Origin of the sequence: Streptomyces sp. NPDC006739 (assembly GCF_042869815.1) — a bacterium.
GTDB lineage: Bacteria > Actinomycetota > Actinomycetes > Streptomycetales > Streptomycetaceae > Streptomyces.
This window is the reverse complement of record NZ_JBIAGM010000016.1, coordinates 29,678-53,997: the sequence shown is the minus strand read 5'-3', so window position 1 is coordinate 53,997 and position 24,320 is coordinate 29,678. Positions and strand designations below refer to the sequence as shown.

Sequence of the window (24,320 nt, the reverse complement as noted above, 5' to 3'; positions counted from 1 at the left end):
CGGCGGGGGCATCGGCGGTAGGCCGTCGGGCGTCAGCCATCGGGGGTCGGGCGTCAGCCGTCAGGCGTCAGCCGTCAGGCGTCAGCCGTCAGGCGTCAGCCGTCAGGCGTCAGCCGTCAGGCGTCAGCCGTCAGCCGTCCTCGATCGCCGTCAGCGATCGGGCATCAGCCATCAGCCGTCAGGCGTCAGGCGTCAGCCGTCAGCCGTCAGCCGTCAGGCGTCAGCCGTCAGGCGTCAGCCGTCGTCGATCGCCGTCAGCGATCGGGCATCAGCCATCAGCCATCAGCCATCAGCCATCAGCCATCGAGCGTCAGGCGTCACCCATCGGGGAGACGTCGTCAGGGAGATGTCGTCAGGGAGATGTCGTCGGAGAGATGTCGTCGGCCTCGGCCGTCAGCCGGGACGGCCTGTCCGGGGTGCGGGCGTGCCTCTGCATGGACTTCCTCGGGAGAGCAACCGGTTGCTATGGGCGGTGAAGGGAGCTTCTTCCGGCCGGCAGGGTCCGTCAAGGGGCGCGGCGAGTTTTCGAAAACGAAAGGACCAGCAACCGGTCGCTCATGCCTACCGGTTGTCACGCGGTGAAGGTTCGGCCGACCGCACATCGCAAGATTTCGGCTCAGCCCCCTTGCTAGGGGCCGTCGAGCCGTCCTACTGTCCCGTGGAAACCGGTTTCTACAGCTTGCGCCGAGCCGCCGCCCTCTCGTCGCTGCGAGAGCGCCAACTTGCAAAGGAACACGGTCAATGAACTCCACCAGCCCCCGGAGAAGGTTCCTCAGCGCCGCCGCACTGGGCCTCGCCCTGACAGGTCTGCTCACCGCCTGCGGCGGATCCGGTTCCGGTGACTCCAAGTCGGCCTCCGGCCCGGTCACCCTGCCCTTCTGGGGCTGGGCCAACGGACAGGACGCCGTGGTCGAGGCGTTCAACGCCGCCCACAAGGACGTGCAGCTCAAGTACACGAAGGTCACCGACCAGCTGACGATGCAGAAGCAGCTGACCAACGCCGTCAAGGCGGGCAACGCGCCCTGTCTGGTGCAGAACACCGCCGAGTACGTGACGAGTTGGGTCTCGCAGGACGCCCTCGCCGACATCACCCCGTACGTCCGGGCCGACAAGGGCAGGTTCAACCCGGGCTCCTGGTCGGCCGCCCAGGTGCAGGGCAGGCTCTACGGCGTCCCCACCAGCTCCGCGCCCAACTTCACCATCTACCGAACCGACCTGTTCACCCGGTACGGCATCAGGCCGCCCGCCACCTGGGACGAGTTCATCGCGGCCGGCAAGGTGCTGAAGAAACACGGCATCAAGATCACCAATTACGCCGGCGAGGACCCCAGCACCCTGGAGGTGCTCGCCATGCAGGCCGGCGCCCACTGGTACGCGATCGACGGCAACGCCTGGAAGATCGACTTCCAGGACCCCGGCACCCTGAAGGCCGCCCAGGTGATCCAGGAGATCGTCGACGACGACCTGAACTCCAAGCTGTCGTTCGCCGACTACGCGGCCGTGCAGCGCAACTACGACAACGGCGGGACCGCCACCCGGCAGATCTCCACCTGGCAGATGGCCGGCATGGTGCAGAACTTCACCAAGTCCTTCGGCAAGTGGGCGCTCTCCCCCTGGCCGACGTTCGCCGGCGAGCCCGCCAGGACCCCGGCCGGCACCAACCTGACCGGCAGCGTCACCCTGGTGACCAAGAGCTGCGCGCACCAGCGGCAGGCCGCCGAGGCCGCGCTGTGGATGTCCACCGACGCCGGTGCGGTCAGGACGATGGCGAGCCCCACCACCGGCAACGGAGTGATGCCCGCCCTGGCGAACAGCGGCGCCTACGTCGACGAGGCGATCTCCGCCAAGCTGCTCGGCACGAACTACGCGCCGGCGAAGAAGGTCGTCACCGACAGCCTGGACACCGTCACCACCGACTGGACCTTCGGCCCCGACTGGACCGCCATGTTCACCGAGTTGCAGAACGGCTGGGCGAAGGTGGTGGGCAAGCAGGAGAAGGTCACCGACCTGCTCGCGCACATGCAGCAGTGGACGGTCCAGGACCTGAAGTCCCGCGGCATCGACGTCAAGGGCTGAGGCGGCGCCCATGGTCCGCTCCCAGCGCTGGAAGGGCGCCGCCTTCACGGTGCCCTTCCAGCTCGGCTTCGTCTTCCTGTACCTGATCCCGATCGGATACGCCGTCTACCAGTCGCTCTTCCGGGAGCGGCAGTCGGGGCTCGGCCTCGGCGGTGCCACGGAGAAGTTCGCCGGCCTCGCCAACTACCAGCAGGGCCTGACCGATGCGGCGTTCCTCAACTCCGTCCTGCGCGTGGTGCTGTTCGCCTGTGTGCAGATCCCGCTGATGCTGCTGGTCAGCCTGGTCCTCGCGCTGTTCCTCGACGCGCTGTCCTCCCGGGTGGCGAGCCGTTTCCGGATCGTGCTGCTGGTGCCGTACATGATCCCGGGCGTGGTCGCGGCGATCATGTGGATCAACCTCTACAGCCCGGACGTGGGTCCGCTGACACCGCTGGGCAAGGTGTTCGGGCTGTCCTGGAACTTCTTCGCGCCGTCGATGGTGTGGCCGTCCATCGGCAACCTGCTGACCTGGCACGGCATCGGCTACAACATGGTGATCATCTACTCCGCGCTGCAGGGCGTGCCGCGCGAGCTGTTCGAGGCGGCCCGGCTGGACGGCGCCTCCGAGCCGCGGATCGCGCGGAGCATCAAGGTGCCGTACGTGCGCGGCGCGCTGGTGCTGACCGGCATGCTGTCGATCATCCAGATGCTGCAGATCTTCAACGAGCCCGCGCTGTTCCGCAACGTCACTCCGCAGACGGTCGGCGACAGCTTCACCCCGATCATGGTGATCTACAACCAGGCGTTCAACGCGGGCAACTACCACTATGCGGCGGCCCTTTCGGTGCTGCTCGCGCTGATCCTCGGGATGGCCTCCTTCCTCTTCTACCGGCTGACCGCGAGGGAGGCGGACTGATGGTGATGACCGAAGACCGGACCGGGAAGGTCCCGGCGCGAGCCGTCTGCAGACTCAACTCACCGGATCCGGGCGGACGTTCACGCGGCGGTCAGCGCTTCCTGCTGGTCGGTCTGGTCCTGGCGAGCGCCTACAGCCTGTTCCCGGTGTGGTGGCTGCTGGTCGCCGCCACCAAGGACCGTACCGGCCTGTACCAGAGCAACGGCCTGTGGTTCTCCAGCGTGCACCTGTGGACGAACCTGCGGCAGCTGTTCACCTACGAGCACGGCATCTTCCTGCGCTGGACCGCCAACTCGTTCCTGTACGCGGGTGTCGGCTCGCTGGGCGGCACACTGATCGCCCTCGCCACCGGCTACGGCCTGGCCCGCTTCGACTTCCCTGGCCGGGGCGCGGTGTTCGCCTGTGTGGTGGGGTCCTTCCTGGTGCCGATCGCCCTGCTCACCCTCCCCCTCTACCTGCTGTTCTCGCGGATCGGCCTGGTGGACACGCCGTGGGCGATGCTGATCCCCTGCCTGATCAACCCGTTCAGCGTGTACCTGGCCAAGGTCTACACCGAGGCCACGGTCCCCTTCGAACTGCTGGAGGCGGCCCGTATCGACGGGGCGGGAGAACTGCGGATCTTCTTCACCATCGTGCTGCGGATGATGACCACGGGCGGCGCCACGGTGTTCCTGCTGGCCTTCGTCAACACCTGGAACGCGTTCTTCCTGCCGCTGACCGTGCTGCGCGGCGAGCAGAACTGGACGCTCAACCTGGGCCTGTACAACTGGAGCGGCAAACGCCTGGAGTCCGGCGTCGACCTGACGAGTCTGGTGCTCACCGGCGCGCTGCTGTCGATCGTGCCGATGGCGGTGATGATGGTCGCCATGCGCAGGTACTGGCGCACCGGGGTCACCCTGGGGGCCCTCAAGTGACCGTGCTGCGCAACCCTGTCATCCGCGGATTCGCCCCCGATCCCTCCATGGTCCGGGCCGGCGACTGGTACTACGTGGCGACCAGCTCCTTCCAGTGGTTCCCGACGATCCCGGTCCACCGCTCCAGGGACCTGGCCCGCTGGGAGTACGCGGGCCAGGTCGACGGGGCGGCCCCGGGCGGTTCGCTGGCCGGCGTCCCGGACTCCGGCGGCATCTGGGCACCCTCGCTGAGCTGGGACGGCGAACGGTTCTGGGTGGTCTACTCGGTGGTGCGCTCGGTCGGCACGCCCTACTTCGACCTGGACACCTACGTCAGCACGGCCCTCGACGTCGCCGGGGGGTGGACCGCGCCGCGCCGGATCGCGAGCCACGGCTTCGACCCCGCCCTCTTCCACGAGGACGGCCGGCTGTGGCTGCTCAACCTCCAGAACGACCACCGTCCCGGCGGCCGGCGCTTCGCCGGGATCGTCGCCACCGAGCTGGACCGCGACACCCTCTCCCCGGTCGGCGGCACCCATCTGCTGCTCCAGCACGACCGGTTGATCGAGGGGCCGAAACTGGTGCGGCGGGACGGCTGGTACGTCCTCCTGCTCGCCGAGGGCGGCACCGGCTTCGAGCACGGGACGCGGGTGGCCCGCGCCCGCGCCCTGACCGGCCCGTACGAACTCGGCGTACGACCCCTGCTGACGGCGCGGGACGATCCCGGGTGGCCGTTGCAGAAGGCGGGACACGCGGAGCTGGTGCGGGCGCCGGACGGCGAGTGGTTCCTGAGCCATCTGACGGCCCGCCCGCTGGCCACACCGGACGGTCCACGCTGCCCGCTCGGCCGGGAGACCGCGATCCAGGCGGCGACCTGGGACGAGAACGGCTGGCCGCGACTGCGCCACGGGGACGTACGCCCGGCGGTCGAGGTGACGGGGCCGGAGCGCGGGCCGGTACCGGCCGAGGCGGAGTCCGAGACCGAGGAACCGGGGCAGGAACCCGGCGACCCCCAGGAACCCTGGCTCACCCTGCGGTCCCCGCTCGATCCTTCCTGGGCCGACACCGTCTCCCGGCCCGGCCGGATCCGGCTGCGCGGGCGGCAGGGGCCCGAGTCGCTGTGGGCGCACAGCCTGCTCGCCCGTCGGATCACCGAACACCGCGCCCGGGCCCAGGTCACCGTTCAGGCCCGGCCGGCGAGCTTCACCGAGGCGGCCGGACTGCTGCTCTGGTACGGGACCTCCGCCTACTACGCCCTCGACCTGACCTGGGCGGAGGACGAGGGCGAGGCGCAGCGCGGGCAGCAGTGGCGAGGCGGCGGGCGGACCGTGCTCAGCCTCGTCACCCGGGACGAGGACGCCGTACGGCAGGTGGCCGTCGTGGCCGTCGGGGCGGGGCGGCCGGTCACCCTGGGCGTGACGGTGGACCGCGGTGAGGCCCGCTTCTGGTACGCCGACGACGGCGTCCGCTCCCCCGTCGGGCCGCCCCTGGACTTCACCCGCCTCTCCGACGACCACGGCAGGCGGCTGCGCTTCACCGGCGCCATGGCCGCGATCCACGCCGTCGACCTCGTGAACGCCAGTTTCACCGCCGACTTCACCGACTTCCGGTTGGTCTGCGTGCCCGACTGACGGCCGTCCGCAGTGTTCGAAGTTTCGAAAGTCCAGCCCGCCGCGATCCCGTGAATTCCCACGTCTTCCCGCCGTCCTGAGCCGCACTTATCGTAGGAAGCGCTTTCTGCTCGATCCGCGCGCAGGCCGCGGAAGCAGCGCTGGTCGCAACTTTCGATGGCCCAACGACGGGTCGGGGAGGCGGGGTTCCGTATGGTCCGGGCTGGGAGTGCGAGCGTGGCGGCCGGTCCGACGCTGGCGGTGGTGGCCCGCGAGGCGGGGGTGTCGGTGCCGACCGCGTCGAAGGTGGTCAACGGCCGCGAGGACGTGGCCCCGGAGACCCGCCGCCGGGTCACCGAGGCACTGGACCGGCTCGGTTATGTGCGCAGACCCCGTTTCGACACCGCCAAGGCGTCGGGCCTGATCGACCTGGTGGTGCACTCGCTGGACAGTTCCTGGTCCGGCGCCGTGCTGCACGGGGTGGAGGAGGCGGCCTACGAGGCGGGCCTGGAGGTGGTGGTCTCGGCCGGGCTGAACCGGACCCGGGGCGGCCGCCCGGAGCGGGGCTGGCTCGACAAGCTCACTACGCGCGGCTCGGCGGGGGTGCTGTTCAACCTGGCGGAGCTGTCGCCGTCGCAGTACGCCTGGCTGGACCACCACCGCATCCCGTACGTGATGATCGACCCTGTGCACGAACCCCCGGCGGGCGTGGTGTCGGTGGGCGCGGCCAACTGGCAGGGCGGGGTGACCGCGACCGAGCATCTGCTGGGGCTCGGCCACCGGCGGATCGCGGTGATCGCCGGACACCGGCGCAAGATGTGCAGCAGCGCGCGGGTGGCGGGCTACCGCTCGGCCCTCGCCTCGGCCGGGGTGCGCCAGCACCCCGAGTACGTGCGGCACGCGGGCTTCGAGGAGAGCACCGCCCGGCTGCGCACCCACGAACTGCTGGACCTGCCCGAGCCGCCGACGGCCCTGTTCGTCTGCTCCGACCGGATGGCGCTCGGGGTGTACACGGCGCTGGCCGAGCGGGGGCGCAGGGTGCCGGACGACGTCAGCGTGGTCGGCTTCGACGACCTGCCCGAGGCCCGCTGGGTCACCCCGGCGCTGACCACGGTCCGCCAGCCGCTCGGGGAGATGGCGGCGACGGCACTGCGGCTGCTGGTGCGGATGATGCGGGGCGAGCGGCCGGAGGGCACGCGCACGGAGCTGTCGACGCGACTGGTGCCCCGGTCGAGCACGGCGCCGCCCGCCGGTCCGGCCGCGTCGCTGCCGGCCGTCCCGCGCCCTGCCGTGCGGATGCAGGACGGCGATCCCGTGCCGTCGTGACCGCTCCCGTCGGCCGGGGCCGGGCGCTCACTTCTCCGGCGCCGCCGTCCCCCCGCCCCCCTTGGGGGAGCGCTGGGTGCTCTTCACGGGGCCGCTCTTGACGTGGGCGCTCTTGACGTGGGCGCGCAGGCGGGCCGTCACGTCCTCCGGCGGCAGGAAGCGCGACCAGCGTTCGGGGAACTCGGACGGCATGTCGGGGTCGTCCGGGTCGCTGTCGTCGCCGCGGTGGGCGCCGGCCCGGGCGACGTACTCGGCGACCTGCGCCTCGCGCAGCCGTTCGTTGGCGGCCCGGGCCGCGGCCGTGGCGGCGGCCGGCCAGACCCGGTCGATGGCGGCGTTCACCGCGGCGCCCACCAGCACGGCGAACGCGGACACGCCGATCCACAGCAGGACGGCGACGGACGCGGCGAGGGACCCGTAGATCGTGGCGCCCTCGATGGTGTGCACGAGGTAGATGCGCAGCAGGAAACTACCGAGGACCCACATGGCCAGGGCGACGAGCGCGCCCGGGACGTCCTCGATCCACGGCGAGCGGACCGGCACGGACACGTGGTACAGAGTGGTCAGGAAGGCGATGGACAGGACGATGACCACCGGCCAGTACAGGACCTGCACCAGCGTCTCCGACCAGGGCACCACCCGCACCACGGCGTCCGGCCCCGCCACCATCAGCGGCAGCGCCACCGAGCCGATCAGCAACGCCACGATGAACAGCAGGAACGACATCATCCGCGTCTTGACGATGCCCCGGACGCCGTCCAGGCCGTACATGACCGTGATGGTGTCGATGAAGACGTTCACCGCGCGGGAGCCGGACCACAGGGCGAAGACGAAACCGATGGAGATGACGTCCGGCCGGCCGCCCTTCATCACGTCGTGCAGGATCGGCTGGGTGATCTCCTTCACGCCCTCGTCGGACAGCACCGTCCGGGAGGCGTCGAGGATGTTGGTCTCCAGGCTCCTGATGGTGTGGGCGCCGGTCCAGGTGTCGACGTAGGCGAGCAGCCCGATGAGGCAGAGCAGCAGCGGCGGCACGGACAGCAGCGTGAAGAACGCGGCCTCGGCGGCCAGGCCGAGGATGCGGTACTCCATGCAGGAGTCCACCGTGTCCTTGAGCAGCAGCCAGGCGGTCCTGCGCTTGGAGACGTTCCGGTAGAGGGCCCTGGCCCGGTGGAGGCGACCGGCGGGCCGCTCGGGGGTTTCGCTTCCTGGCTGCACGACCCAAAGGTATCCGCCGCACCCGACCCCCCTCACCTTCCGGGCGGGGAAGGCCCGGTCGGCGGCCCCCCTGTGTCACCCTGGTGACCACCGCCGCCGCCCCGGGTAGGTTCGCAGACATGGCAGGCCACACCACTCACACCGTGACCAACCAGCCGCCCCCGCTGGCCGGCTACGACCTCTTCACCGCCGACCGCGCCCTCGTCGAGGCGGTCCGCCGGCACACCGACCCCGCGCTGCTGGACGAGGTGCACGCGGAGCTGTCCGCGCTCGGCACGACCTCCGGCTCGGCCCAGGTGCAGGAGTGGGGGGCGCAGGCCAACGCGAACCCCCCGGTGCTGCGCACCCACGACCGCTACGGCCGCCGGATCGACGAGGTCGAGTTCCACCCGTCCTGGCACCGGCTGCTCGGCAAGGGCGTGTCGGCGGGGCTCACCAGCGCCTGGGTCCGCCCGGCCGGGCACGTGCGGCGGGCCGCCGCGTTCCTGCTCTGGAGCCAGGTGGAGGCCGGCAACGGCTGCCCGCTGTCCATGACCCACGCGGCGGTGCCCGCCCTGCGCGCCGACCCCGGCCTGGCCGCCGAGTGGGAGCCGCGGCTGACGTCCACCGTCTACGACCGCGATCTCAGGCCCGCCGAGCTCAAGGCCGGCGTCCTGTTCGGTATGGGCATGACCGAGAAGCAGGGCGGCAGCGACGTACGCGCCAACACGACCGCGGCGGCCCCGCTGGCCGAGGCGGGGACGTACGTGCTGACCGGGCACAAGTGGTTCTGCTCGGCGCCGATGTCCGACGGTTTCCTGGTGCTGGCCCAGGCGCCCGGCGGACTGACCTGCTTCCTGGTGCCCCGGGTCCTGGCGGACGGCACCCGCAACGTCTTCCGTATCCAGCGGCTCAAGGACAAGCTGGGCAACCGGTCGAACGCCTCCGCCGAGGTCGAGTTCGACGGCACCTGGGCCCGCCGGGTGGGCGAGGAGGGGCGCGGGGTGCGCACCATCATCGGGATGGTCTCCGCCACCCGGCTGGACTGCGCGCTCGGCTCGGCGGGGCTGATGCGACAGGCGGTGGCGCAGGCCGTTCACCACTGCACCCACCGCGAGGCCTTCGGCGGCAAGCTCGTCGACAAGCCGCTGATGCGCAACGTACTGGCCGACCTCGCCCTGGAGTCCGAGGCCGCGACGGCGCTCACGCTCAGGCTCGCCGCAGCCTACGACGACGGGAGCGAACGCGAGCGGGCCTTCCTGCGGCTCGCGGTGCCGGCCGCCAAGTACTGGGTGACCAAGCGCTGTACGCCCGTCGCGGTGGAGGCCGCCGAGTGCCTGGGCGGCAACGGGTACGTCGAGGAGTCGGGGCTGCCCCGGCTGGTGCGCGAGTCGCCGTTGAACTCCGTCTGGGAGGGCGCGGGCAACGTCCAGGCGCTGGACGTGCTGCGGGCGCTGCGGAGGGAGCCGGGCGCGCTGGACGCCTACCTCCAGGAGATCGGCCAGGCGCACGGCGCCGACCACCGGCTGGACCGCGCGGTCAAGGACCTGTTCACCGAACTCGCCGACCTGGAGGGCGTGGAGGGCCGCGCCCGGCGGCTGGTCGAGCGCGTCGCGCTGGTGCTCCAGGGGGCGCTGCTGGTGCGGCACGCGCCGCCGGAGGTCGCCGACGCGTTCTGCGCGTCCCGGCTGGGCGGCGACCGGGGTACGGCCTTCGGCACGCTGCCGGCCGGCCTGGACCTGGCGTCGGTGGTGGAACGGGCCCGGCCGGTGTCCTGACCAGGCACCGGAGCGGGGACGGCGGCGGGTCGCGGGGGTGGTGCTGCGCCGACACGGCACCACCCCCGCCTCCTTGGCCCCTTCGAGGCCACGAACGCCGCCCGGGGCGGCGCCAGGGTCAAGTCTCAGCCACCGTGCGCCGGTTCACCAGGGTCGCAGGGGGTTGCAACTTGTGGGCATCTGTGTGCGGACCATGCTCCTCTCCATCAGCTGGCCGCTGTTCTGGTTGACGATCCGGGGCGCCGCGGCCGCTGCCTCCCGGCAGCTCCTGGCCGCGCCGGCGGGCCACTCTCCGCACCCCGGCGCACCATTTTCCGCATATTTGCAGGGTCTTCGACGTGCACGGCGCGTGACTGCCGTAGCATCCCCTACGGGCCTCCCCACCTGCTCCCTGGTCAACGTACGGACCATCAGGCGCAGTTGGCCCGCCTCGGGAGGAAGAATGAAGCATCGCGGCAGACACCGTCGACGCAGGCGGGGCGCGGCCCTGCGGGCCGCCCTGGCCGGCACCGCGCTCGCGCTCACCGCCACCGCCACCCTGATCAGCGCCTCGCAGGCCTCCGTCGCGGACGACCCGGGCGCGCTGAAGCCGCTGACCTCCTCCGCCGAGACCGGGCGGCTGCGGGTGCGGGAGGACCTGGTCCCCCAGCGCTCGCTCGACCGGCTCGCCGCCGCGATGGGCGACCCCGTCGGGGTCGGCGCCGTCCTGCAGACCACCGACCGCACCCTGCGCCGGGCGGCCGACTGCACCTCCGACGACCGTGAGTCACTGCCCGTCACCCCGGCCGCCGCGCACGCCTACTGCTGGGACCGCGCCGACACCGCCTCCGCCGGCTGGCAGCCGGCCTCGGTGACCACCTCCGGGGACGCCGACGACGACGGCCTGTGGGGTGCCCACCGCGTGATCCTCGCCGGCTGGACGCACAGCACCACCTCGGGGCCCGCCGCCGAGCGCGGCCTGGCCAGGGTCGCGTTCGTGGACGCGGCCGACCCCGACCGGCTCGCCTACCGCTGGGTGCTGCTGGTGGTGCCGGTGGACGGCGGCCGGAACTACCGGGGCCTGGTCTCGGGCGTCACCGGCATGGTCTGGTATCAGGACAAACTGCTGGTGACGGCCCGTACGGGCAGCGCCGAGGCCCTCTATGTCTACGATCTGAACCGCATCCAGCGCACCACGGCGGACGGCGCGGCGATCGGCCGGGTCCCGGGCGGCTGGTCGGCGGACGGCTACCGGTACGTGATGCCCGCGGTCGGCTCGTACCGCTTCCTCGGCGGCCCCTGTTCGGCGACCGGCTCCCCCTGCCCGGGCGCCCTCTCCCTGGACCGAGGCTCGGTGCCCGACACCCTGGTGGCCGCCGAGTCGCTGCCCTCGGGCGGCGGCCACCACGCCCGTCTGTGGCGCTATCCCTTCAGCACCGACCCGGCCCGCGGCGGCCTGCTCGCGGCGGACGCGTCGGGCCGGGTGGACGCGGTCGACCTGTACCGGACGCGGGCGTCCGGCATCCGGGGCGTCCTGGCGTACCAGCCGGCCGGCTCCTCCCCCGCCGCCCGGCCCGCCTGGTACATCGACCACCTGCCGGGCTTCATGGGCGGCCACGGCGGCCTGTGGCGTCAGGACGGGCGGGGAGCGAAGGCGGCGCGCTGCGGCTCGGACGTGACGCACCACTGCTGGACGGAGGGCGGCGGGGCGCTGTCCTACTGGCAGGAGACGGGCGAGGTCTGGGCCCTGTCCGACCGGGCGCTCTTCTCCGTCCCGCTGGCCTCGATCGACAGTTCGCTGGGGTAGATGATTCCCTGGCCCCCATGAGCAGCGTCCCCGTCACCACCTGGTCCCTGGAGCAGACGTCCCCGTCCGACCTCCTGCCCGCCGCCGCCCCCGAGGGCGACCTGCGGATCGTCCGCTCCGAGGTGCCCTCGCCCGAGTTCAGCCGCTTCCTCTACGCCTCGGTCGGCGGGGACGTCCTCTGGACCGACCGCCTGTCCTGGAGCCACGCCCGCTGGCTGGAGCACCTGGACCGGCCGGGCGTGGAGACCTGGGTGGCCCACGACCGCGGCACCCCGGCGGGCTACGCCGAACTCGAACCGCAGGACGAGGGCGTCGTGGAGATCGTCTACTTCGGTCTCCTCCCGGACTTCCGGGGCCGCCGGATCGGCGGTCACCTGCTGTCGTACGCCACCGCCCGCGCCTGGGACCTCGCGGACCGCTGGCCGGGACGGACCCCGACGAAGCGGGTGTGGCTGCACACCTGCAGCAAGGACGGGGAGTTCGCGATGGACAACTACCAGCGGCGCGGATTCCGGCTGTTCGACACGAAGGTGGAACTGGAACCGGAGGCGACCGCGCCCGGGCCGTGGCCGGGGGCGTTCGCGTCCTAGCCGCCCTGGCCGCTCCGGAATGACCCAGATCACAGCGTCTCATCATACGGGACCAGCGTGTCCAATATCCGGATGAAGGTGGACTGTCCCGAGATCCCCGTGACACGCTTCCGTCATGTCTGGAACTGGAATTGCCTTGGTGAGTCGGCGGCACGTCGACCTCGGCCGCATGTCCAGCGCCATCTGTCCGGCGAGCTGACAGCCCCAGCGACGCCGGATTCCCCCTGTCTGTCTCCTCCCGCGCAATGACGCGCACATGTGCCCCGATGCGCCCGCATGCGCAGGTCAGAGCCGCTTCCGCCTGTCCCGAAGGACGTAACAACCATGGCCGCCGCCACCCCGCAGGACCCTGCCGCTTCCGCGCCCCGCCGCAAGGTGAGTCGTCACCGTGGTGAGGGCCAGTGGGCCGCGGGTCACTTCACCCCGCTCAACGGCAACGAACAGTTCAAGAAGGACGACGACGGTCTCAACGTGCGGACGCGCATTGAGACGATCTACTCCAAGCGCGGGTTCGACTCGATCGACCCGAACGACCTTCGTGGACGTATGCGCTGGTGGGGCCTCTACACCCAGCGCAAGCCCGGGATCGACGGCGGCAAGACCGCGATCCTGGAGCCGGAGGAGCTGGACGACAAGTACTTCATGCTGCGGGTGCGGATCGACGGCGGCCGGCTCACCACCCGGCAGCTGCGGGTGATCGGCGAGATCTCGCAGGAGTTCGCGCGCGGCACGGCGGACATCACCGACCGGCAGAACGTCCAGTACCACTGGATCCGCATCGAGGACATGCCGGAGATCTGGGAGCGGCTGGAGGCCGTCGGGCTGTCGACGGTCACGGCCTGCGGCGACACGCCCCGGGTGATGATCGGCTCCCCGGTCGCGGGCATCGCCGAGGACGAGATCATCGACGGCACGCCGGCGCTGGAGGAGATGAAGCGCCGCGTCCTGAACAACAAGGCGTACTCGAACCTGCCCCGCAAGTTCAAGACCGCCATCTCGGGCTCGCCGCTGCTGGACGTGGTGCACGAGATCAACGACGTGGCGTTCGTCGGCGTACGGCACCCCGAGCACGGGCCGGGCTTCGACGTGTGGGTGGGCGGCGGTCTGTCGACCAACCCCAAGCTGGGCGTGCGGCTCGGCGCCTGGGTGCCGGTCGACGAGGTGCCCGACGTCTACGAGGGCGTCCTGTCGATCTTCCGTGACTACGGCTACCGCCGGCTGCGCACCCGCGCCCGTCTGAAGTTCCTGGTCGCCGACTGGGGCGCGGAGAAGTTCCGGCAGGTGCTGGAGGACGAGTACCTGGGGCGCAAGCTGGTCGACGGACCGGCGCCCGAGCAGCCGGTGCGGCAGTGGCGCGACCACGTGGGCGTGCACCGCCAGCAGGACGGCCGTTTCTACGTCGGTTTCGCACCGCGTGTCGGCCGCGTCGACGGCACCACCCTCACGAAGATCGCCGACCTCGCCGAGGCGCACGGCTCGGGCCGGGTGCGGACCACCGTCGAGCAGAAGATGATCATCCTCGATGTCGAGGAGGCGCAGGTCGACTCGCTGGTCGGGGCGCTGGAGGCACTGGACCTGACCGCCAAGCCCTCCCCGTTCCGGCGCGGCACCATGGCCTGCACCGGCATCGAGTTCTGCAAGCTCGCCATCGTCGAGACCAAGGTGCGCGGCTCCCAGCTGATCGACGAACTGGAGCGCCGCGTCCCGGACTTCGACGAGCCGATCACCATCAACCTCAACGGCTGCCCGAACGCCTGCGCCCGAATCCAGGTGGCGGACATCGGTCTCAAGGGCCAGCTGGTCCTCAACGACCAGGGCGAGCAGGTCGAGGGCTTCCAGGTGCACCTCGGTGGCGCGCTCGGCCTCGAAGCCGGCTTCGGCCGCAAGGTGCGCGGTCTGAAGGTCACCGCCGAGGAGCTGCCCGACTACGTCGAGCGCGTGCTCAAGCGGTTCCAGGCCGAGCGCGAGGACGGCGAGCGGTTCGCCACCTGGGCCGCTCGGGCTTCCGAGGAGGCGCTGTCGTGAGCGAGCGGGCCGCGCCCTTCTACTGCCCCTACTGCGGCGACGAGGACCTGCGTCCCAGCGAGCAGAACCACGGCGCCTGGGAATGCGCGGCATGCAACCGCGCATTCCAGCTGAAGTTCCTCGGGCTGCTGGCCCGGGGTGTTCAGCGAGCCGACCATGGAGGGGATGAGCTGATATGACGACGGCTCAGGCACAGCAGCTTTCGAACGAGCAACTGAGGGCGCTCGCCGGGCAGGCGGGCCGTGACCTGGAGGACGCCTCCGCGCTGGAGATCCTCCAGTGGGCGGTGGACACCTTCGGCAGCGGCTTCTGCGTCACGTCCTCCATGGAGGACGCGGTGGTGGCCCACCTGGCGTCCCGCGTCCTGAAGGGCGTGGACGTCGTCTTCCTCGACACCGGCTACCACTTCCCGGAGACCATCGGCACCCGCGACGCGGTGGAGGCGGTGATGGACGTCAACGTCATCACCCTGACCCCGCGCCAGACGGTCGCCGAGCAGGACGCCGAGTACGGGCCCCGGCTGCACGACCGCGACCCCGACCTGTGCTGCAGGCTGCGCAAGGTGCAGCCCCTGGAAAAGGGCCTCGAGGGTTACCGGGCCTGGGCGACCGGGCTGCGCCGCGACGAGTCCCCGACCCGGGCGGACACCCCGGTCGTCGGCTGGGACGAGAAGCGGCAGAAGGTCAAGATCAGCCCGATCGCCCGCTGGACCCAGGACGACGTGGACGCGTACGTCGCCGAACACGGCGTACTGACCAACCCGCTGCTGATGGACGGTTACGCGTCCGTCGGCTGCGCCCCCTGCACCCGCCGCGTCCTCGCGGGCGAGGACGCGCGCGCCGGCCGCTGGGCCGGACGCGCCAAGACCGAGTGCGGGCTGCACGCATGACCACGACGACCCAGGAGACTTCAGTGACGACCGGAGCCACCGTCTGGCTCACGGGTCTGCCGAGTGCCGGCAAGACCACCATCGCGTACGAGCTGGCCGGCCGACTGCGCGAGGAGGGCCACCGCGTCGAGGTGCTCGACGGCGACGAGATCCGCGAGTTCATGTCCGCGGGCCTCGGCTTCAGCCGCGAGGACCGGCACACCAACGTGCAGCGCATCGGCTTCGTCGCCGAACTGCTCGCCCGCAACGGTGTCAAGGCGCTGGTCCCGGTGATCGCTCCGTACGCCGACAGCCGCGAGGCGGTCCGCAAGCGGCACGCGGAGAACGGGACGTCGTACGTCGAGGTCCATGTGGCGACCCCGGTCGAGGTGTGCTCGGTGCGTGATGTGAAGGGGCTGTACGCCAAGCAGGCCGCGGGCGAGCTGTCCGGGCTGACCGGCGTCGACGACCCCTACGAGGAGCCCGAGACGCCCGACCTGCGGATCGAGTCCCAGAACCAGACCGTCAAGGAGTCCGCGGCGTCGGTGTACGCCCTGCTCAGCGAGAGGGGACTGGCATGACGACCGTCGCGACCGTCCACGAGGGCACGGACAGCCCGTACGCCCTGTCCCACCTGGACGCGCTGGAGTCCGAGGCGGTGCACATCTTCCGCGAGGTGGCGGGCGAGTTCGAACGGCCGGTGATCCTTTTCTCCGGCGGCAAGGACTCCATCGTCATGCTGCACCTGGCGCTGAAGGCGTTCGCGCCGGCGTCGGTGCCCTTCTCGCTGCTGCACGTGGACACCGGGCACAACTTCCCCGAGGTCCTCGACTACCGCGACCGCGCGGTGGCCAGGCACGGGCTGCGGCTGCATGTCGCCTCCGTGCAGGACTACATCGACCGCGGTGTCCTCAAGGAGCGCCCGGACGGCACCCGCAACCCGCTGCAGACCGTCCCGCTGACCGAGAAGATCCAGAGCGAGAGGTTCGACGCGGTCTTCGGCGGCGGGCGGCGCGACGAGGAGAAGGCCCGCGCCAAGGAGCGGGTGTTCTCGTTGCGCGACGAGTTCTCCCAGTGGGATCCGCGCCGACAGCGGCCCGAGCTGTGGAACCTGTACAACGGCCGGCACGCGCCCGGTGAGCACGTCCGGGTGTTCCCGCTCAGCAACTGGACCGAGCTGGACGTGTGGCAGTACATCGCCCGCGAGGGCATCGAGCTGCCGGAGATCTACTTCGCGCACGAGCGCGAGGTGTTCGCCCGGGGCGGCATGTGGCTGACCGCCGGCGAGTGGGGCGGCCCGAAGGACACCGAGAGCGTCGAGAAGCGGCTCGTCCGTTACCGGACCGTCGGTGACATGTCCTGCACCGGTGCCGTCGACTCGGACGCGACCACGCTGGAGGCCGTCATCGCCGAGATCGCCGCGTCCCGGCTGACCGAGCGCGGCGCGACCCGCGCCGACGACAAGATGTCCGAGGCCGCGATGGAAGACCGCAAGCGCGAGGGGTACTTCTAAGCATGAGCACGACCACGACCGAGGCCCTCTCGGACACGACCCTGCTGCGGTTCGCCACCGCCGGTTCCGTCGACGACGGCAAGTCGACCCTGGTGGGACGGCTGCTGCACGACTCCAAGTCGGTGCTGGCCGACCAGCTGGAAGCGGTGGAGCACGCCTCCCGCAACCGCGGCCAGGAGGCACCCGACCTCGCGCTCCTGACGGACGGACTGCGCGCCGAGCGCGAGCAGGGCATCACGATCGACGTGGCGTACCGCTACTTCGCCACGGCCAAGCGCCGGTTCATCCTCGCCGACACGCCCGGCCATGTGCAGTACACCCGCAACATGGTGACGGGTGCCTCCACGGCCGAGCTGACGGTGATCCTCGTCGACGCCCGCAACGGCGTCGTCGAGCAGACCCGCCGGCACGCCGCCATCGCGGCCCTGCTCCGGGTCCCGCACGTCGTCCTCGCCGTCAACAAGATGGACCTGGTCGACTACCAGGAGTCCGTCTTCGCGGCGATCGCCGAGGAGTTCACGGCGTACGCGCTGGAGCTGGGCGTCCCGGAGATCACCGCGATCCCGATCTCGGCGCTGGCCGGTGACAACGTGGTGGAACCGTCCGCGAACATGGACTGGTACGGCGGGCCGACCTTCCTGGAGCACCTGGAGACCGTCCCGGTCAGCCATGACCTGAGCCACTGCCACGCCCGGCTGCCCGTGCAGTACGTGATCCGCCCGCAGACCGCCGAGCACCCGGACTACCGGGGCTACGCGGGCCAGATCGCGGCCGGTTCGTTCCGGGTCGGCGAGCCGGTCACCGTGCTGCCGTCCGGCCGTACGACGAGGATCTCCGGCATCGACCTGCTGGGCGAGCCGGTGGACGTCGCCTGGACCACCCAGTCGGTGACCCTCCTGCTGGAGGACGACATCGACATCTCGCGCGGCGACCTGATCGTGCCCACCAAGGACGCGCCCGAGACCACGCAGGACATCGAGGCGACCGTCTGCCACGTCGCCGACCAGCCGCTGACCGTCGGCCACCGGGTGCTGCTCAAGCACGGGACCCGCACCGTCAAGGCGATCGTCAAGGACATCCCGTCCCGTCTCACCCTCGACGACCTGTCCCTGCACCCGCACCCGGGGCTGCTCGTCGCCAACGACATCGGCCGGGTGAAGATCCGCACCGCGGAGCCGCTGCCGGTGGACTCCTACGCGGACTCGCGCCGCACCGGTTCGTTCATCCTGATCGACCCGAGCGACGGCACCACACTGACCGCCGGTATGGTCGGCGAGTCCTTCGCCGCGCCTGAGCCGGTCAAGGACGAGGCCGAAGACGACGGTTGGGACTTCTGAGCATGAAGACCAGGGACTTCTACTCGCAGTTCGCGAAGGAGGGCGGCCGCGTCGGCAGCGGCGCCCTCGGCAGCGGACAGGGCGGAGTGGCGCGATGTGTGCGCTGACGTACGCGCACTGCCCGCGCGCCCTCACCCCCCACCGCTGTAGACGAAGACCTGCCGATCTCCCGGCCACGACCTGAAAGACCGTGACCGCCGGGCCAACGAGAGGAAAGCCTCCCGTGCCTGCCACAACCGCTCTGCGCCGCACCCTCGCGGTCATAGCCGCGCTCCCCCTGCTCACCCTGGCCGCCTGCAGCTACGGCTCCAAGGCCGACAACAACGACACCGCGAAGATCGCCGCCGGGGCCAAGAAGATCGACGGGCTGGGGTCCGTCAAGATCGGCTACTTCGGGAACCTGACCCACGGCACCGCGCTGGTGGCCAACCAGAAGGGCTTCTTCCAGAAGGAGCTGGGGGCCACCAAGGCCGCCTACCAGATCTTCAACGCCGGTCCGTCCGAGATCGAGGCGCTGAACTCGGGCTCCATCGACATCGGCTGGATCGGCCCCTCCCCCGCGATCAACGGTTACATCAAGTCCGGCGGCAAGAGCCTGCGCATCGTCGGCGGTTCGGCTTCGGGCGGCGTGAAGCTCGTGGTCGACCCGAAGAAGATCAAGTCCCTGAAGGACGTCAAGGGCAAGAAGATCGCGACTCCGCAGCTGGGCAACACGCAGGACGTGGCGTTCCTGAACTGGATCGCCGACCAGGGGTGGAAGGTCGACGCGCAGAGCGGCAAGGGTGACGTTTCGGTGATCCGCACCGACAACAAGATCACCCCGGACGCCTTCAAGTCCGGCTCCATCGACGGCGCCTGGGTGCCGGAGCCGACGGCGTCCAAGCTGGTCGCCGAGGGCGGCAAGGTACTGCTCGACGAGTCGTCGCTGTGGCCCGACAAGAAGTTCGTGATCACGAACATCATCGTGCGCCAGGCCTTCCTCAAGGAGCACCCGAAGGCCGTCGAGGCGGTCCTGAGGGCATCGGTCGAGGCCAACAAGTGGATCAACGCCAACCCCGACGCGGCGAAGGCGGCGGCCAACAAGCAGCTGGAGTCTGACTCCGGCAAGGCACTCAAGGCGAACGTCCTGGACCCGGCCTGGAAGTCGATCCAGTTCACCGACGACCCGCTGGCCGCCACCCTCAACACCGAGGCGGAGCACGCGGTCAAGGCCGGTCTGCTGCAGAACCCCGACCTCAAGGGGATCTACGACCTCACCATCCTCAACAAGGTCCTCAAGGCCGAGGGCGAGAGCACGGTCGGCGACGCCGGTCTCGGCGCGAGCTGACGTACGGACCCCGATGAGTTCCCAGGAGGTGACGACCATGGCCACGACTCTCGCCAAGGCCGCCGAGTCGGTCGACTGCGCGGCCCGCCTTGAGCACGTCTCGAAGTCCTTCGCAGGACCGGGTGGGCAGCAGCTCGTCCTGGACGACATCAGCCTCGATGTCGCGCCGGGCGAGTTCGTCACCCTCCTGGGAGCCTCGGGCTGCGGCAAGTCCACACTGCTGAACCTGGTCGCGGGCCTGGACCGGCCGAGCGCCGGCTCCATCGTGACGGACGGCCGCCCGGCCCTGATGTTCCAGGAACACGCCCTCTTCCCGTGGCTGACCGCGGGCAAGAACATCGAACTCGCCCTCAAGCTGCGGGGGGTGGTGAAGGCCGAACGGCGCGACAGGACCGAGGAACTGCTCGAACTCGTCCGGCTCAAGGGCGCCTACGGCAAGCGCGTCCACGAGCTGTCGGGCGGTATGCGCCAGCGGGTGGCGATGGCCCGCGCGCTCGCCCAGGAGAGCAACCTGCTGCTGATGGACGAGCCGTTCGCGGCGCTGGACGCGATCACGCGCGACGTGCTGCACGACGAGCTGACCCGTATCTGGGCGGAGACGGGGGTCTCCGTCCTGTTCGTGACGCACAACGTGCGCGAGGCGGTACGGCTCGCCCAGCGCGTCGTCCTGCTGTCCTCCCGTCCGGGCCGGGTGGCCCGTGAGTGGAGCGTCGACATCCCGCAGCCGCGCCGCATCGAGGACGCGCCCGTGGCCGAACTGTCCCTTGAGATCACCGATGTACTGCGTGGGGAGATCCGCCGCCATGGCCAGCACTGAGACGACGTCCCGGGACGCGGGGAGCGTCGAGGCGGGCCTCGACGCGCTGGAGACCACGGCCGCCGGCCGGCCTCCGTTCCGCAAGACCTTCGTCGACAAGATCCTGCCGCCGATCGTCGCCATCGTGCTGGTGCTGGCGGTGTGGCAGGCGCTGGTCTCCTTCGGGATCGTCGGCGACCGCAGCAAGCTGCCCTCCCCGTCCGACGTGTGGGCCGAGGTCGAGGACGCCTGGCTGAAGGGCACCCTGCTCGGTTACATCTGGACCAGCGTGTCGCGCGGGCTGCTCGGCTTCCTGTTCGCCCTCGTGATCGGCACTCCGCTGGGCCTGGTGGTGGCGCGGGTGAAGTTCGTGCGCGCGGCCATCGGCCCGATCCTGTCCGGTCTGCAGTCGCTGCCGTCGGTGGCGTGGGTGCCGCCGGCGGTGATCTGGCTGGGACTGAACAACTCGATGATGTACGCGGTGATCCTGCTCGGCGCGGTCCCCTCCATCGCCAACGGCCTGGTGTCCGGCGTCGACCAGGTGCCGCCGCTGTTCCTGCGGGCGGGCCGCACCCTGGGCGCGACGGGGCTGAAGGGCACCTGGCACATCGTGCTGCCGGCCGCGCTGCCCGGCTATGTGGCGGGCCTCAAGCAGGGCTGGGCGTTCTCCTGGCGCTCGCTGATGGCCGCCGAGATCATCGCCCAGGCGCCCGATCTGGGTGTCGGACTGGGCAACCTGCTGGAGGTCGCCCGGACCAACAGCAGCATGGCGCAGGTCTTCCTGGCCATCTTCCTCATCCTGGCCGTCGGCATCGCCATCGACCTGATCATCTTCAGCCCGCTGGAGCGCTGGGTGCTCCGCAGCCGGGGCCTGCTGGTGAAGAGCTGACGTCCCATGCGTGACAAGCCGGTCCTCCTCGTCATCGCCCACGGCAGCCGCGACGCGCGGCACGCGGCGACCGTGCACGCCCTCGTCCGGCGGGTACGGTCGCTGCGGCCGGGGCTGCGTGTGGAGACCGGCTTCCTGGACTTCAACGTCCCGTCCGTGCACGCGGTGCTGGAGTCGCTGGCGGCCGAGGGCGTCCGGGACGTCGTTGCCCTCCCACTGCTCCTGACCCGCGCCTTCCACGCCAAGGCGGACATCCCGGCGGTCCTGCGGGACGCGCCGCCGCGGCTGCGGATCCGGCAGGCGGAGGTGCTCGGCCCGTCCCCGCTGCTGCTGTCCGCCCTCGAACGGCGTCTGTACGAGGCGGGGCTGAGCCCCGCCGACAAGTCCTCGACCGGGGTCGTGCTGGCCTCGGCGGGGTCCTCCGACCCGGAGGCGATCGCGGTGATCGCAGATATCGCGCGGGAGTGGCGGCACACCGGTTGGTGCGCCGTGCGGCCCGCGTTCGCCTCCGCATCCCTTCCCCGCACCGAGGACGCGGTGCGGGAACTGCGCGCCCTGGGCTGCGCGAAGGTCGCCGTCGCCCCCTACGTCCTGGCCCCCGGCTTCCTGCCGGACCGCATCGCGCGGGGCGCGGCGCGGGCGGACGTGCTGGCGGACGTCCTCGGCCCCGCACCGGAGGTGGCCCGGGTGCTGCTGCGGCGGTACGACGCGGCACGGGTCGCGGTGCCGACGGCCGTGGGGGCCTGACGAGGACCGGTCGGGCGGGCCCGGACCGTCCGCGCACCGACGCTCCCCTGTGACGCCGGTTCGCGGACGACCGCGAGCCGGCGCACGACGTCGGAGTCTTCCGAACCCTCTTTCAGGATCTTGCGAATCCCCTTGCCGCGACCGGCACTTGATACAGCGTCGGATGCGGCGAAAGTGTCACAGGGGCCGGACGCGCGGCCCGTGGCAACCGGCATGATGAAGACGGCTCTTCGGTGTGCGGGCATATACCCCTCCCGTGGGAGGCCTGCGCCTGCGTGAATCGGTTCAGTCCAAGCGGAGCGATCCCGTACGGGTCCGCTTGAGTTCGAAGACGTCGGGGTGGCGCGCCAGGACCCGGAAACTGTCGAAGAGTTCCGCGGCCTCGGCGCCGCGCGGAACGGCCCGCAGCACCGGGCCGAACCAGACGGTCTTGTCGACATGGAGCGTGGGCGTTCCCACGTAGCCGCCCGACTCCGGCTCCACGCCCGCCTCGTGACTGCGGCGCACCGCCTCGTCGTAGGACGGATCGTGGGCGGCGGCCGCCAGATCGGACGCCAGCCCCAGTTCGTCGAGGGACTCGGCGACCACGGCGTCGAAGTCCTCGACGCCGCGCTCGTGGATCCGGGTCCCGAACGCGGTGTACAGGTCCCGCAGGACCGTCTCGCCGTAGCGTTCGGACGCGGCCACGGCGACCCGCACCGGGCCGATCGACCGGTCGACCAGGTCCCGGTACCAGTCCGGGAGTTCGTTGCCGACGTTGTGCAGATACAGGCTCATCACATGGAGGCGGAGGTCGACCGGGCGCTGCCGCTCGACCTCCAGCAGCCAGCGGGAGGTGATCCAGGCGAAGGGGCAGGCGGGGTCGAAGTACAGGTCCACGACGGTCTCGGAATGCGTCATACCCTCGACGTTAGCCGCCGAGTGGCACAGAGACCCGACCCAATCGCCCTCGTTCTCATTGGCCCATTTCCTCGTTCCCCGCTTCGTCGGCCAGACGGAGCAGGTCGGCGGCCGACAGGGAGCCGGCCGGGCGCCGCTCGCGCGCGAACGCGTTGGCGAGCCGTTGCAGCAGCTCGTTCAGGGGGGTCGGTACGCCGTGCAGCCGGCCGAGGAGGACGATCTCGCCGTTGAGGTAGTCGGCCTCGATGCTGCCGGTGCCCCGGGTCAGGGACTGCCAGGAGGAACCGCCGCCGCCCGGGGCCCCGTCGAGCGGGACGAGGGTGACCTTGTCACCGCGCGCTTGCCACTGCTCCTCGGCGCTCGCGTACGCGATCCCGGCCGCGTCGAGCACGGCCTCGCCCTCGGCCCGTACCCGGGCGTGCAGAACGCGGGCCGCCTCGTCCTGGGCGGCTCCGCTGAGCGCCTGGAGGGCGTTGCCGAGATTGGCGAGCAGCTTGGCGTACTGCCAGCGGGCCACGTCCGGGACGACCGGCGCCTCGAAGCGGGCGGTCTCCAGGTCGGCGGCGATCCGGCGGGCGGTGTCGTCGGTGCCGTGGGGGTGGCGGCCCAGGTGCAGGACGCCGGTGAGGGGGGTGCCGGCGGCGGAGACCAGGCCGGGTTCCAGGAAGGTGGAGGGCAGCCAGACGCAGACGCCGTACACCCGCCGGAAGCGGCGCAGCGCCAGGCGCTGGCCCTCCACGCCGTTCTGCGCGCAGACGAGCGGCAGCCGCTCGCCCGCGGTGCCGCCGCCGGCCACCGGGGCCGGCCCCCAGGTCTCCAGGGCGGCCACGCTGTCCTGTGTCTTCACCGCCAGCACCAGCACGTCGTCGGGACGCAGTTCGCCGAGCGGGCCGGGTCCGTCGACGACGGGCAGCCGGTACCTCAGCTCGCCCTCCGGCACCCGCAGCCGCAGCCCGCCCTCGCTCAGCCCCGCGTACTGCTCGCCCCGTGCGACCAGGACGACCTCGTGCCCCGCCTGGGCCAGCCGCCCGCCGACGGTGCCGCCGACCGCCCCCGCTCCGATGATGATGTAACGCATGGGGCGAGCCTCGCACACGCCTCCTGCGCCACGGGAGTTGGCGCCATGCCGACGGTCAGCCCTCCTGGGCCGTCAGCTCCACCAGCTTGACGACGGTGTTCCAGTTCCGGGTCGTCGCGATCAGATCCTTGGTGATCCGCCGCCGGGAGAGCGCCTCCGCGAGTTTGGAGCGGCCGAGGCCGTCCGGGGCGTACAGGTACAGCGCGCGGTCGCCGAGGGCGAACTCCTCGGGGAGATGGGCGTCCCGGTCGATGTCCGCGAACCGCTCCGGCGTCACCGGCGCGGAGAGGTAGGTGACGTGCAGCTGCCGGGCCTCCAGCTCGGCGGCCGGGAACGGGCAGGCCTCGACCACCGCCGTCAGATAGGTGTGGTCGCGCACGATCACGTCGACCGGAAAGCCGAAGCTCCGCTCGATCGCCGCGGTCAGCTCGGCGGCGAGGGACTCCTCGTCACCGTGACCGCTCGCGAAGACGGCCTGTCCGCTCTGCAGATGGGTGCGCACGCGGTCGTGGCCGAGGCCCTCCATCAGCTGTCGCAGCTCGGCCATCGGGAGCTTGTTCCGGCCGCCCACGTTGATTCCGCGCAGGAGCGCCGCATAGGTCGTCATCCGGACACCTTAGACGCGGCCGTCGTGCCCCCGTGGGGGTTCTGCGAGGGGATCCGTGCCGACGCGTGGGGCACCCTGACCG

Annotated in this window: 23 protein-coding genes; 19 read left to right on the top strand and 4 right to left on the bottom strand. The window is 71.1% G+C overall.

Annotated elements, in window-relative coordinates:
* Positions 1-741: 741 nt before the first annotated feature.
* The 5 genes from ACFYMM_RS28860 (at position 742) to ACFYMM_RS28840 (ending at position 6,800) form a co-directional block, all read left to right on the top strand.
* Entirely contained in the window at positions 742-2,076 is a 1,335-nt protein-coding gene (locus ACFYMM_RS28860; RefSeq protein WP_388391541.1) for an ABC transporter substrate-binding protein, read from the top strand.
* 10 nt (positions 2,077-2,086) lie between these two features.
* A complete protein-coding gene (locus ACFYMM_RS28855; protein ID WP_388391539.1) occupies positions 2,087-2,971 on the top strand; it encodes a carbohydrate ABC transporter permease in 885 nt (294 codons plus the stop codon).
* A complete protein-coding gene (locus ACFYMM_RS28850) occupies positions 2,971-3,885 on the top strand; it encodes a carbohydrate ABC transporter permease (RefSeq protein ID WP_388391537.1) in 915 nt (304 codons plus the stop codon). Before ACFYMM_RS28855 ends, ACFYMM_RS28850 begins: the two co-directional genes overlap by 1 nt.
* The gene (locus ACFYMM_RS28845) at positions 3,882-5,495 is read left to right on the top strand and encodes a family 43 glycosylhydrolase (protein ID WP_388391535.1); all 1,614 of its coding nucleotides are present in this window, start codon (positions 3,882-3,884) and stop codon (positions 5,493-5,495) included. The genes ACFYMM_RS28850 and ACFYMM_RS28845 overlap by 4 nt, the downstream gene beginning before the upstream one ends.
* Positions 5,496-5,687: 192 nt before the next feature.
* The gene (locus tag ACFYMM_RS28840) at positions 5,688-6,800 is read left to right on the top strand and encodes a LacI family DNA-binding transcriptional regulator (RefSeq protein ID WP_388391533.1); all 1,113 of its coding nucleotides are present in this window, start codon (positions 5,688-5,690) and stop codon (positions 6,798-6,800) included.
* 27 nt (positions 6,801-6,827) lie between these two features.
* Here the strand turns inward: ACFYMM_RS28840 and ACFYMM_RS28835 are convergent, their stop codons facing one another.
* A complete protein-coding gene (locus ACFYMM_RS28835; RefSeq protein WP_388391531.1) occupies positions 6,828-8,018 on the bottom strand; it encodes a YihY/virulence factor BrkB family protein in 1,191 nt (396 codons plus the stop codon).
* A 119-nt stretch (positions 8,019-8,137) separates the two neighbouring features.
* On the opposite strand from ACFYMM_RS28835, the gene ACFYMM_RS28830 reads away from it, so the two are divergent.
* From ACFYMM_RS28830 to ACFYMM_RS28765, 14 genes are all read left to right on the top strand, one after another.
* Positions 8,138-9,775, top strand: coding sequence for an acyl-CoA dehydrogenase family protein (locus tag ACFYMM_RS28830; RefSeq protein ID WP_388391529.1), 1,638 nt, complete (start codon positions 8,138-8,140; stop codon positions 9,773-9,775).
* 442 nt (positions 9,776-10,217) lie between these two features.
* The gene (locus ACFYMM_RS28825) at positions 10,218-11,561 is read left to right on the top strand and encodes a hypothetical protein (protein WP_388391527.1); all 1,344 of its coding nucleotides are present in this window, start codon (positions 10,218-10,220) and stop codon (positions 11,559-11,561) included.
* 17 nt (positions 11,562-11,578) lie between these two features.
* Entirely contained in the window at positions 11,579-12,151 is a 573-nt protein-coding gene (locus ACFYMM_RS28820; RefSeq protein ID WP_388391525.1) for a GNAT family N-acetyltransferase, read from the top strand.
* Between the two features lie 115 nt (positions 12,152-12,266).
* Positions 12,267-12,350: a putative leader peptide gene (locus ACFYMM_RS28815; RefSeq protein ID WP_309486338.1), complete on the top strand. Its 84-nt coding sequence runs from the start codon at positions 12,267-12,269 to the stop codon at positions 12,348-12,350.
* A gap of 125 nt (positions 12,351-12,475) precedes the next feature.
* Positions 12,476-14,176, top strand: a complete 1,701-nt coding sequence (locus ACFYMM_RS28810; protein ID WP_388391523.1) for a nitrite/sulfite reductase — start codon at positions 12,476-12,478, stop codon at positions 14,174-14,176.
* Positions 14,173-14,355: a hypothetical protein gene (locus ACFYMM_RS28805; RefSeq protein ID WP_388391521.1), complete on the top strand. Its 183-nt coding sequence runs from the start codon at positions 14,173-14,175 to the stop codon at positions 14,353-14,355. Before ACFYMM_RS28810 ends, ACFYMM_RS28805 begins: the two co-directional genes overlap by 4 nt.
* Positions 14,352-15,065, top strand: a complete 714-nt coding sequence (locus ACFYMM_RS28800) for a phosphoadenylyl-sulfate reductase (protein WP_388391519.1) — start codon at positions 14,352-14,354, stop codon at positions 15,063-15,065. The genes ACFYMM_RS28805 and ACFYMM_RS28800 overlap by 4 nt, the downstream gene beginning before the upstream one ends.
* A 23-nt stretch (positions 15,066-15,088) precedes the next feature.
* Entirely contained in the window at positions 15,089-15,625 is a 537-nt protein-coding gene (gene cysC, locus ACFYMM_RS28795; protein ID WP_388391779.1) for an adenylyl-sulfate kinase, read from the top strand.
* Positions 15,622-16,557 (top strand): sulfate adenylyltransferase subunit CysD, encoded by a 936-nt coding sequence (gene cysD, locus ACFYMM_RS28790; RefSeq protein WP_388391517.1) that lies wholly within the window; start codon positions 15,622-15,624, stop codon positions 16,555-16,557. Before cysC ends, cysD begins: the two co-directional genes overlap by 4 nt.
* A 2-nt stretch (positions 16,558-16,559) precedes the next feature.
* Entirely contained in the window at positions 16,560-17,894 is a 1,335-nt protein-coding gene (locus tag ACFYMM_RS28785) for a sulfate adenylyltransferase subunit 1 (protein ID WP_388391515.1), read from the top strand.
* 223 nt (positions 17,895-18,117) lie between these two features.
* On the top strand, positions 18,118-19,221 hold the full coding sequence (locus ACFYMM_RS28780; RefSeq protein ID WP_388391513.1) for an ABC transporter substrate-binding protein: 1,104 nt from the start codon (positions 18,118-18,120) through the stop codon (positions 19,219-19,221).
* Between the two features lie 13 nt (positions 19,222-19,234).
* Complete coding sequence (locus ACFYMM_RS28775; protein ID WP_388391511.1) at positions 19,235-20,038, top strand: ABC transporter ATP-binding protein; 804 nt, start codon at positions 19,235-19,237, stop codon at positions 20,036-20,038.
* Positions 20,025-20,906 (top strand): ABC transporter permease, encoded by an 882-nt coding sequence (locus ACFYMM_RS28770; RefSeq protein WP_388391509.1) that lies wholly within the window; start codon positions 20,025-20,027, stop codon positions 20,904-20,906. Before ACFYMM_RS28775 ends, ACFYMM_RS28770 begins: the two co-directional genes overlap by 14 nt.
* Before the next feature lie 6 nt (positions 20,907-20,912).
* A complete protein-coding gene (locus ACFYMM_RS28765; RefSeq protein WP_388391507.1) occupies positions 20,913-21,653 on the top strand; it encodes a sirohydrochlorin chelatase in 741 nt (246 codons plus the stop codon).
* A gap of 285 nt (positions 21,654-21,938) precedes the next feature.
* Here ACFYMM_RS28765 and ACFYMM_RS28760 read toward each other — a convergent pair whose 3' ends face one another.
* From ACFYMM_RS28760 to ACFYMM_RS28750, 3 genes are read right to left on the bottom strand one after another with little or no spacing between them, the layout of a single operon-like run.
* Positions 21,939-22,553, bottom strand: coding sequence for a DsbA family protein (locus tag ACFYMM_RS28760; RefSeq protein WP_388391505.1), 615 nt, complete (start codon positions 22,551-22,553; stop codon positions 21,939-21,941).
* A 55-nt stretch (positions 22,554-22,608) separates the two neighbouring features.
* Positions 22,609-23,631 (bottom strand): ketopantoate reductase family protein, encoded by a 1,023-nt coding sequence (locus ACFYMM_RS28755; RefSeq protein ID WP_388391503.1) that lies wholly within the window; start codon positions 23,629-23,631, stop codon positions 22,609-22,611.
* 55 nt (positions 23,632-23,686) lie between these two features.
* On the bottom strand, positions 23,687-24,238 hold the full coding sequence (locus ACFYMM_RS28750) for a DUF1697 domain-containing protein (protein ID WP_388391501.1): 552 nt from the start codon (positions 24,236-24,238) through the stop codon (positions 23,687-23,689).
* Positions 24,239-24,320 lie beyond the last annotated feature (82 nt).

Coding starts and splice junctions, on each gene's coding strand:
- ACFYMM_RS28860 (WP_388391541.1), top strand. CDS start 742: ATGAACTCCACCAGCCCCCGGAGAAGGTTCCTCAGCGCCGCCGCACTG.
- ACFYMM_RS28855 (WP_388391539.1), top strand. CDS start 2,087: ATGGTCCGCTCCCAGCGCTGGAAGGGCGCCGCCTTCACGGTGCCCTTC.
- ACFYMM_RS28850 (WP_388391537.1), top strand. CDS start 2,971: ATGGTGATGACCGAAGACCGGACCGGGAAGGTCCCGGCGCGAGCCGTC.
- ACFYMM_RS28840 (WP_388391533.1), top strand. CDS start 5,688: ATGGTCCGGGCTGGGAGTGCGAGCGTGGCGGCCGGTCCGACGCTGGCG.
- ACFYMM_RS28830 (WP_388391529.1), top strand. CDS start 8,138: ATGGCAGGCCACACCACTCACACCGTGACCAACCAGCCGCCCCCGCTG.
- ACFYMM_RS28825 (WP_388391527.1), top strand. CDS start 10,218: ATGAAGCATCGCGGCAGACACCGTCGACGCAGGCGGGGCGCGGCCCTG.
- ACFYMM_RS28820 (WP_388391525.1), top strand. CDS start 11,579: ATGAGCAGCGTCCCCGTCACCACCTGGTCCCTGGAGCAGACGTCCCCG.
- ACFYMM_RS28815 (WP_309486338.1), top strand. CDS start 12,267: ATGTCTGGAACTGGAATTGCCTTGGTGAGTCGGCGGCACGTCGACCTC.
- ACFYMM_RS28810 (WP_388391523.1), top strand. CDS start 12,476: ATGGCCGCCGCCACCCCGCAGGACCCTGCCGCTTCCGCGCCCCGCCGC.
- ACFYMM_RS28800 (WP_388391519.1), top strand. CDS start 14,352: ATGACGACGGCTCAGGCACAGCAGCTTTCGAACGAGCAACTGAGGGCG.
- cysD (WP_388391517.1), top strand. CDS start 15,622: ATGACGACCGTCGCGACCGTCCACGAGGGCACGGACAGCCCGTACGCC.
- ACFYMM_RS28785 (WP_388391515.1), top strand. CDS start 16,560: ATGAGCACGACCACGACCGAGGCCCTCTCGGACACGACCCTGCTGCGG.
- ACFYMM_RS28775 (WP_388391511.1), top strand. CDS start 19,235: ATGAGTTCCCAGGAGGTGACGACCATGGCCACGACTCTCGCCAAGGCC.
- ACFYMM_RS28770 (WP_388391509.1), top strand. CDS start 20,025: ATGGCCAGCACTGAGACGACGTCCCGGGACGCGGGGAGCGTCGAGGCG.
- ACFYMM_RS28765 (WP_388391507.1), top strand. CDS start 20,913: ATGCGTGACAAGCCGGTCCTCCTCGTCATCGCCCACGGCAGCCGCGAC.
- ACFYMM_RS28760 (WP_388391505.1), bottom strand. CDS start 22,553: ATGACGCATTCCGAGACCGTCGTGGACCTGTACTTCGACCCCGCCTGC.
- ACFYMM_RS28755 (WP_388391503.1), bottom strand. CDS start 23,631: ATGCGTTACATCATCATCGGAGCGGGGGCGGTCGGCGGCACCGTCGGC.
- ACFYMM_RS28750 (WP_388391501.1), bottom strand. CDS start 24,238: ATGACGACCTATGCGGCGCTCCTGCGCGGAATCAACGTGGGCGGCCGG.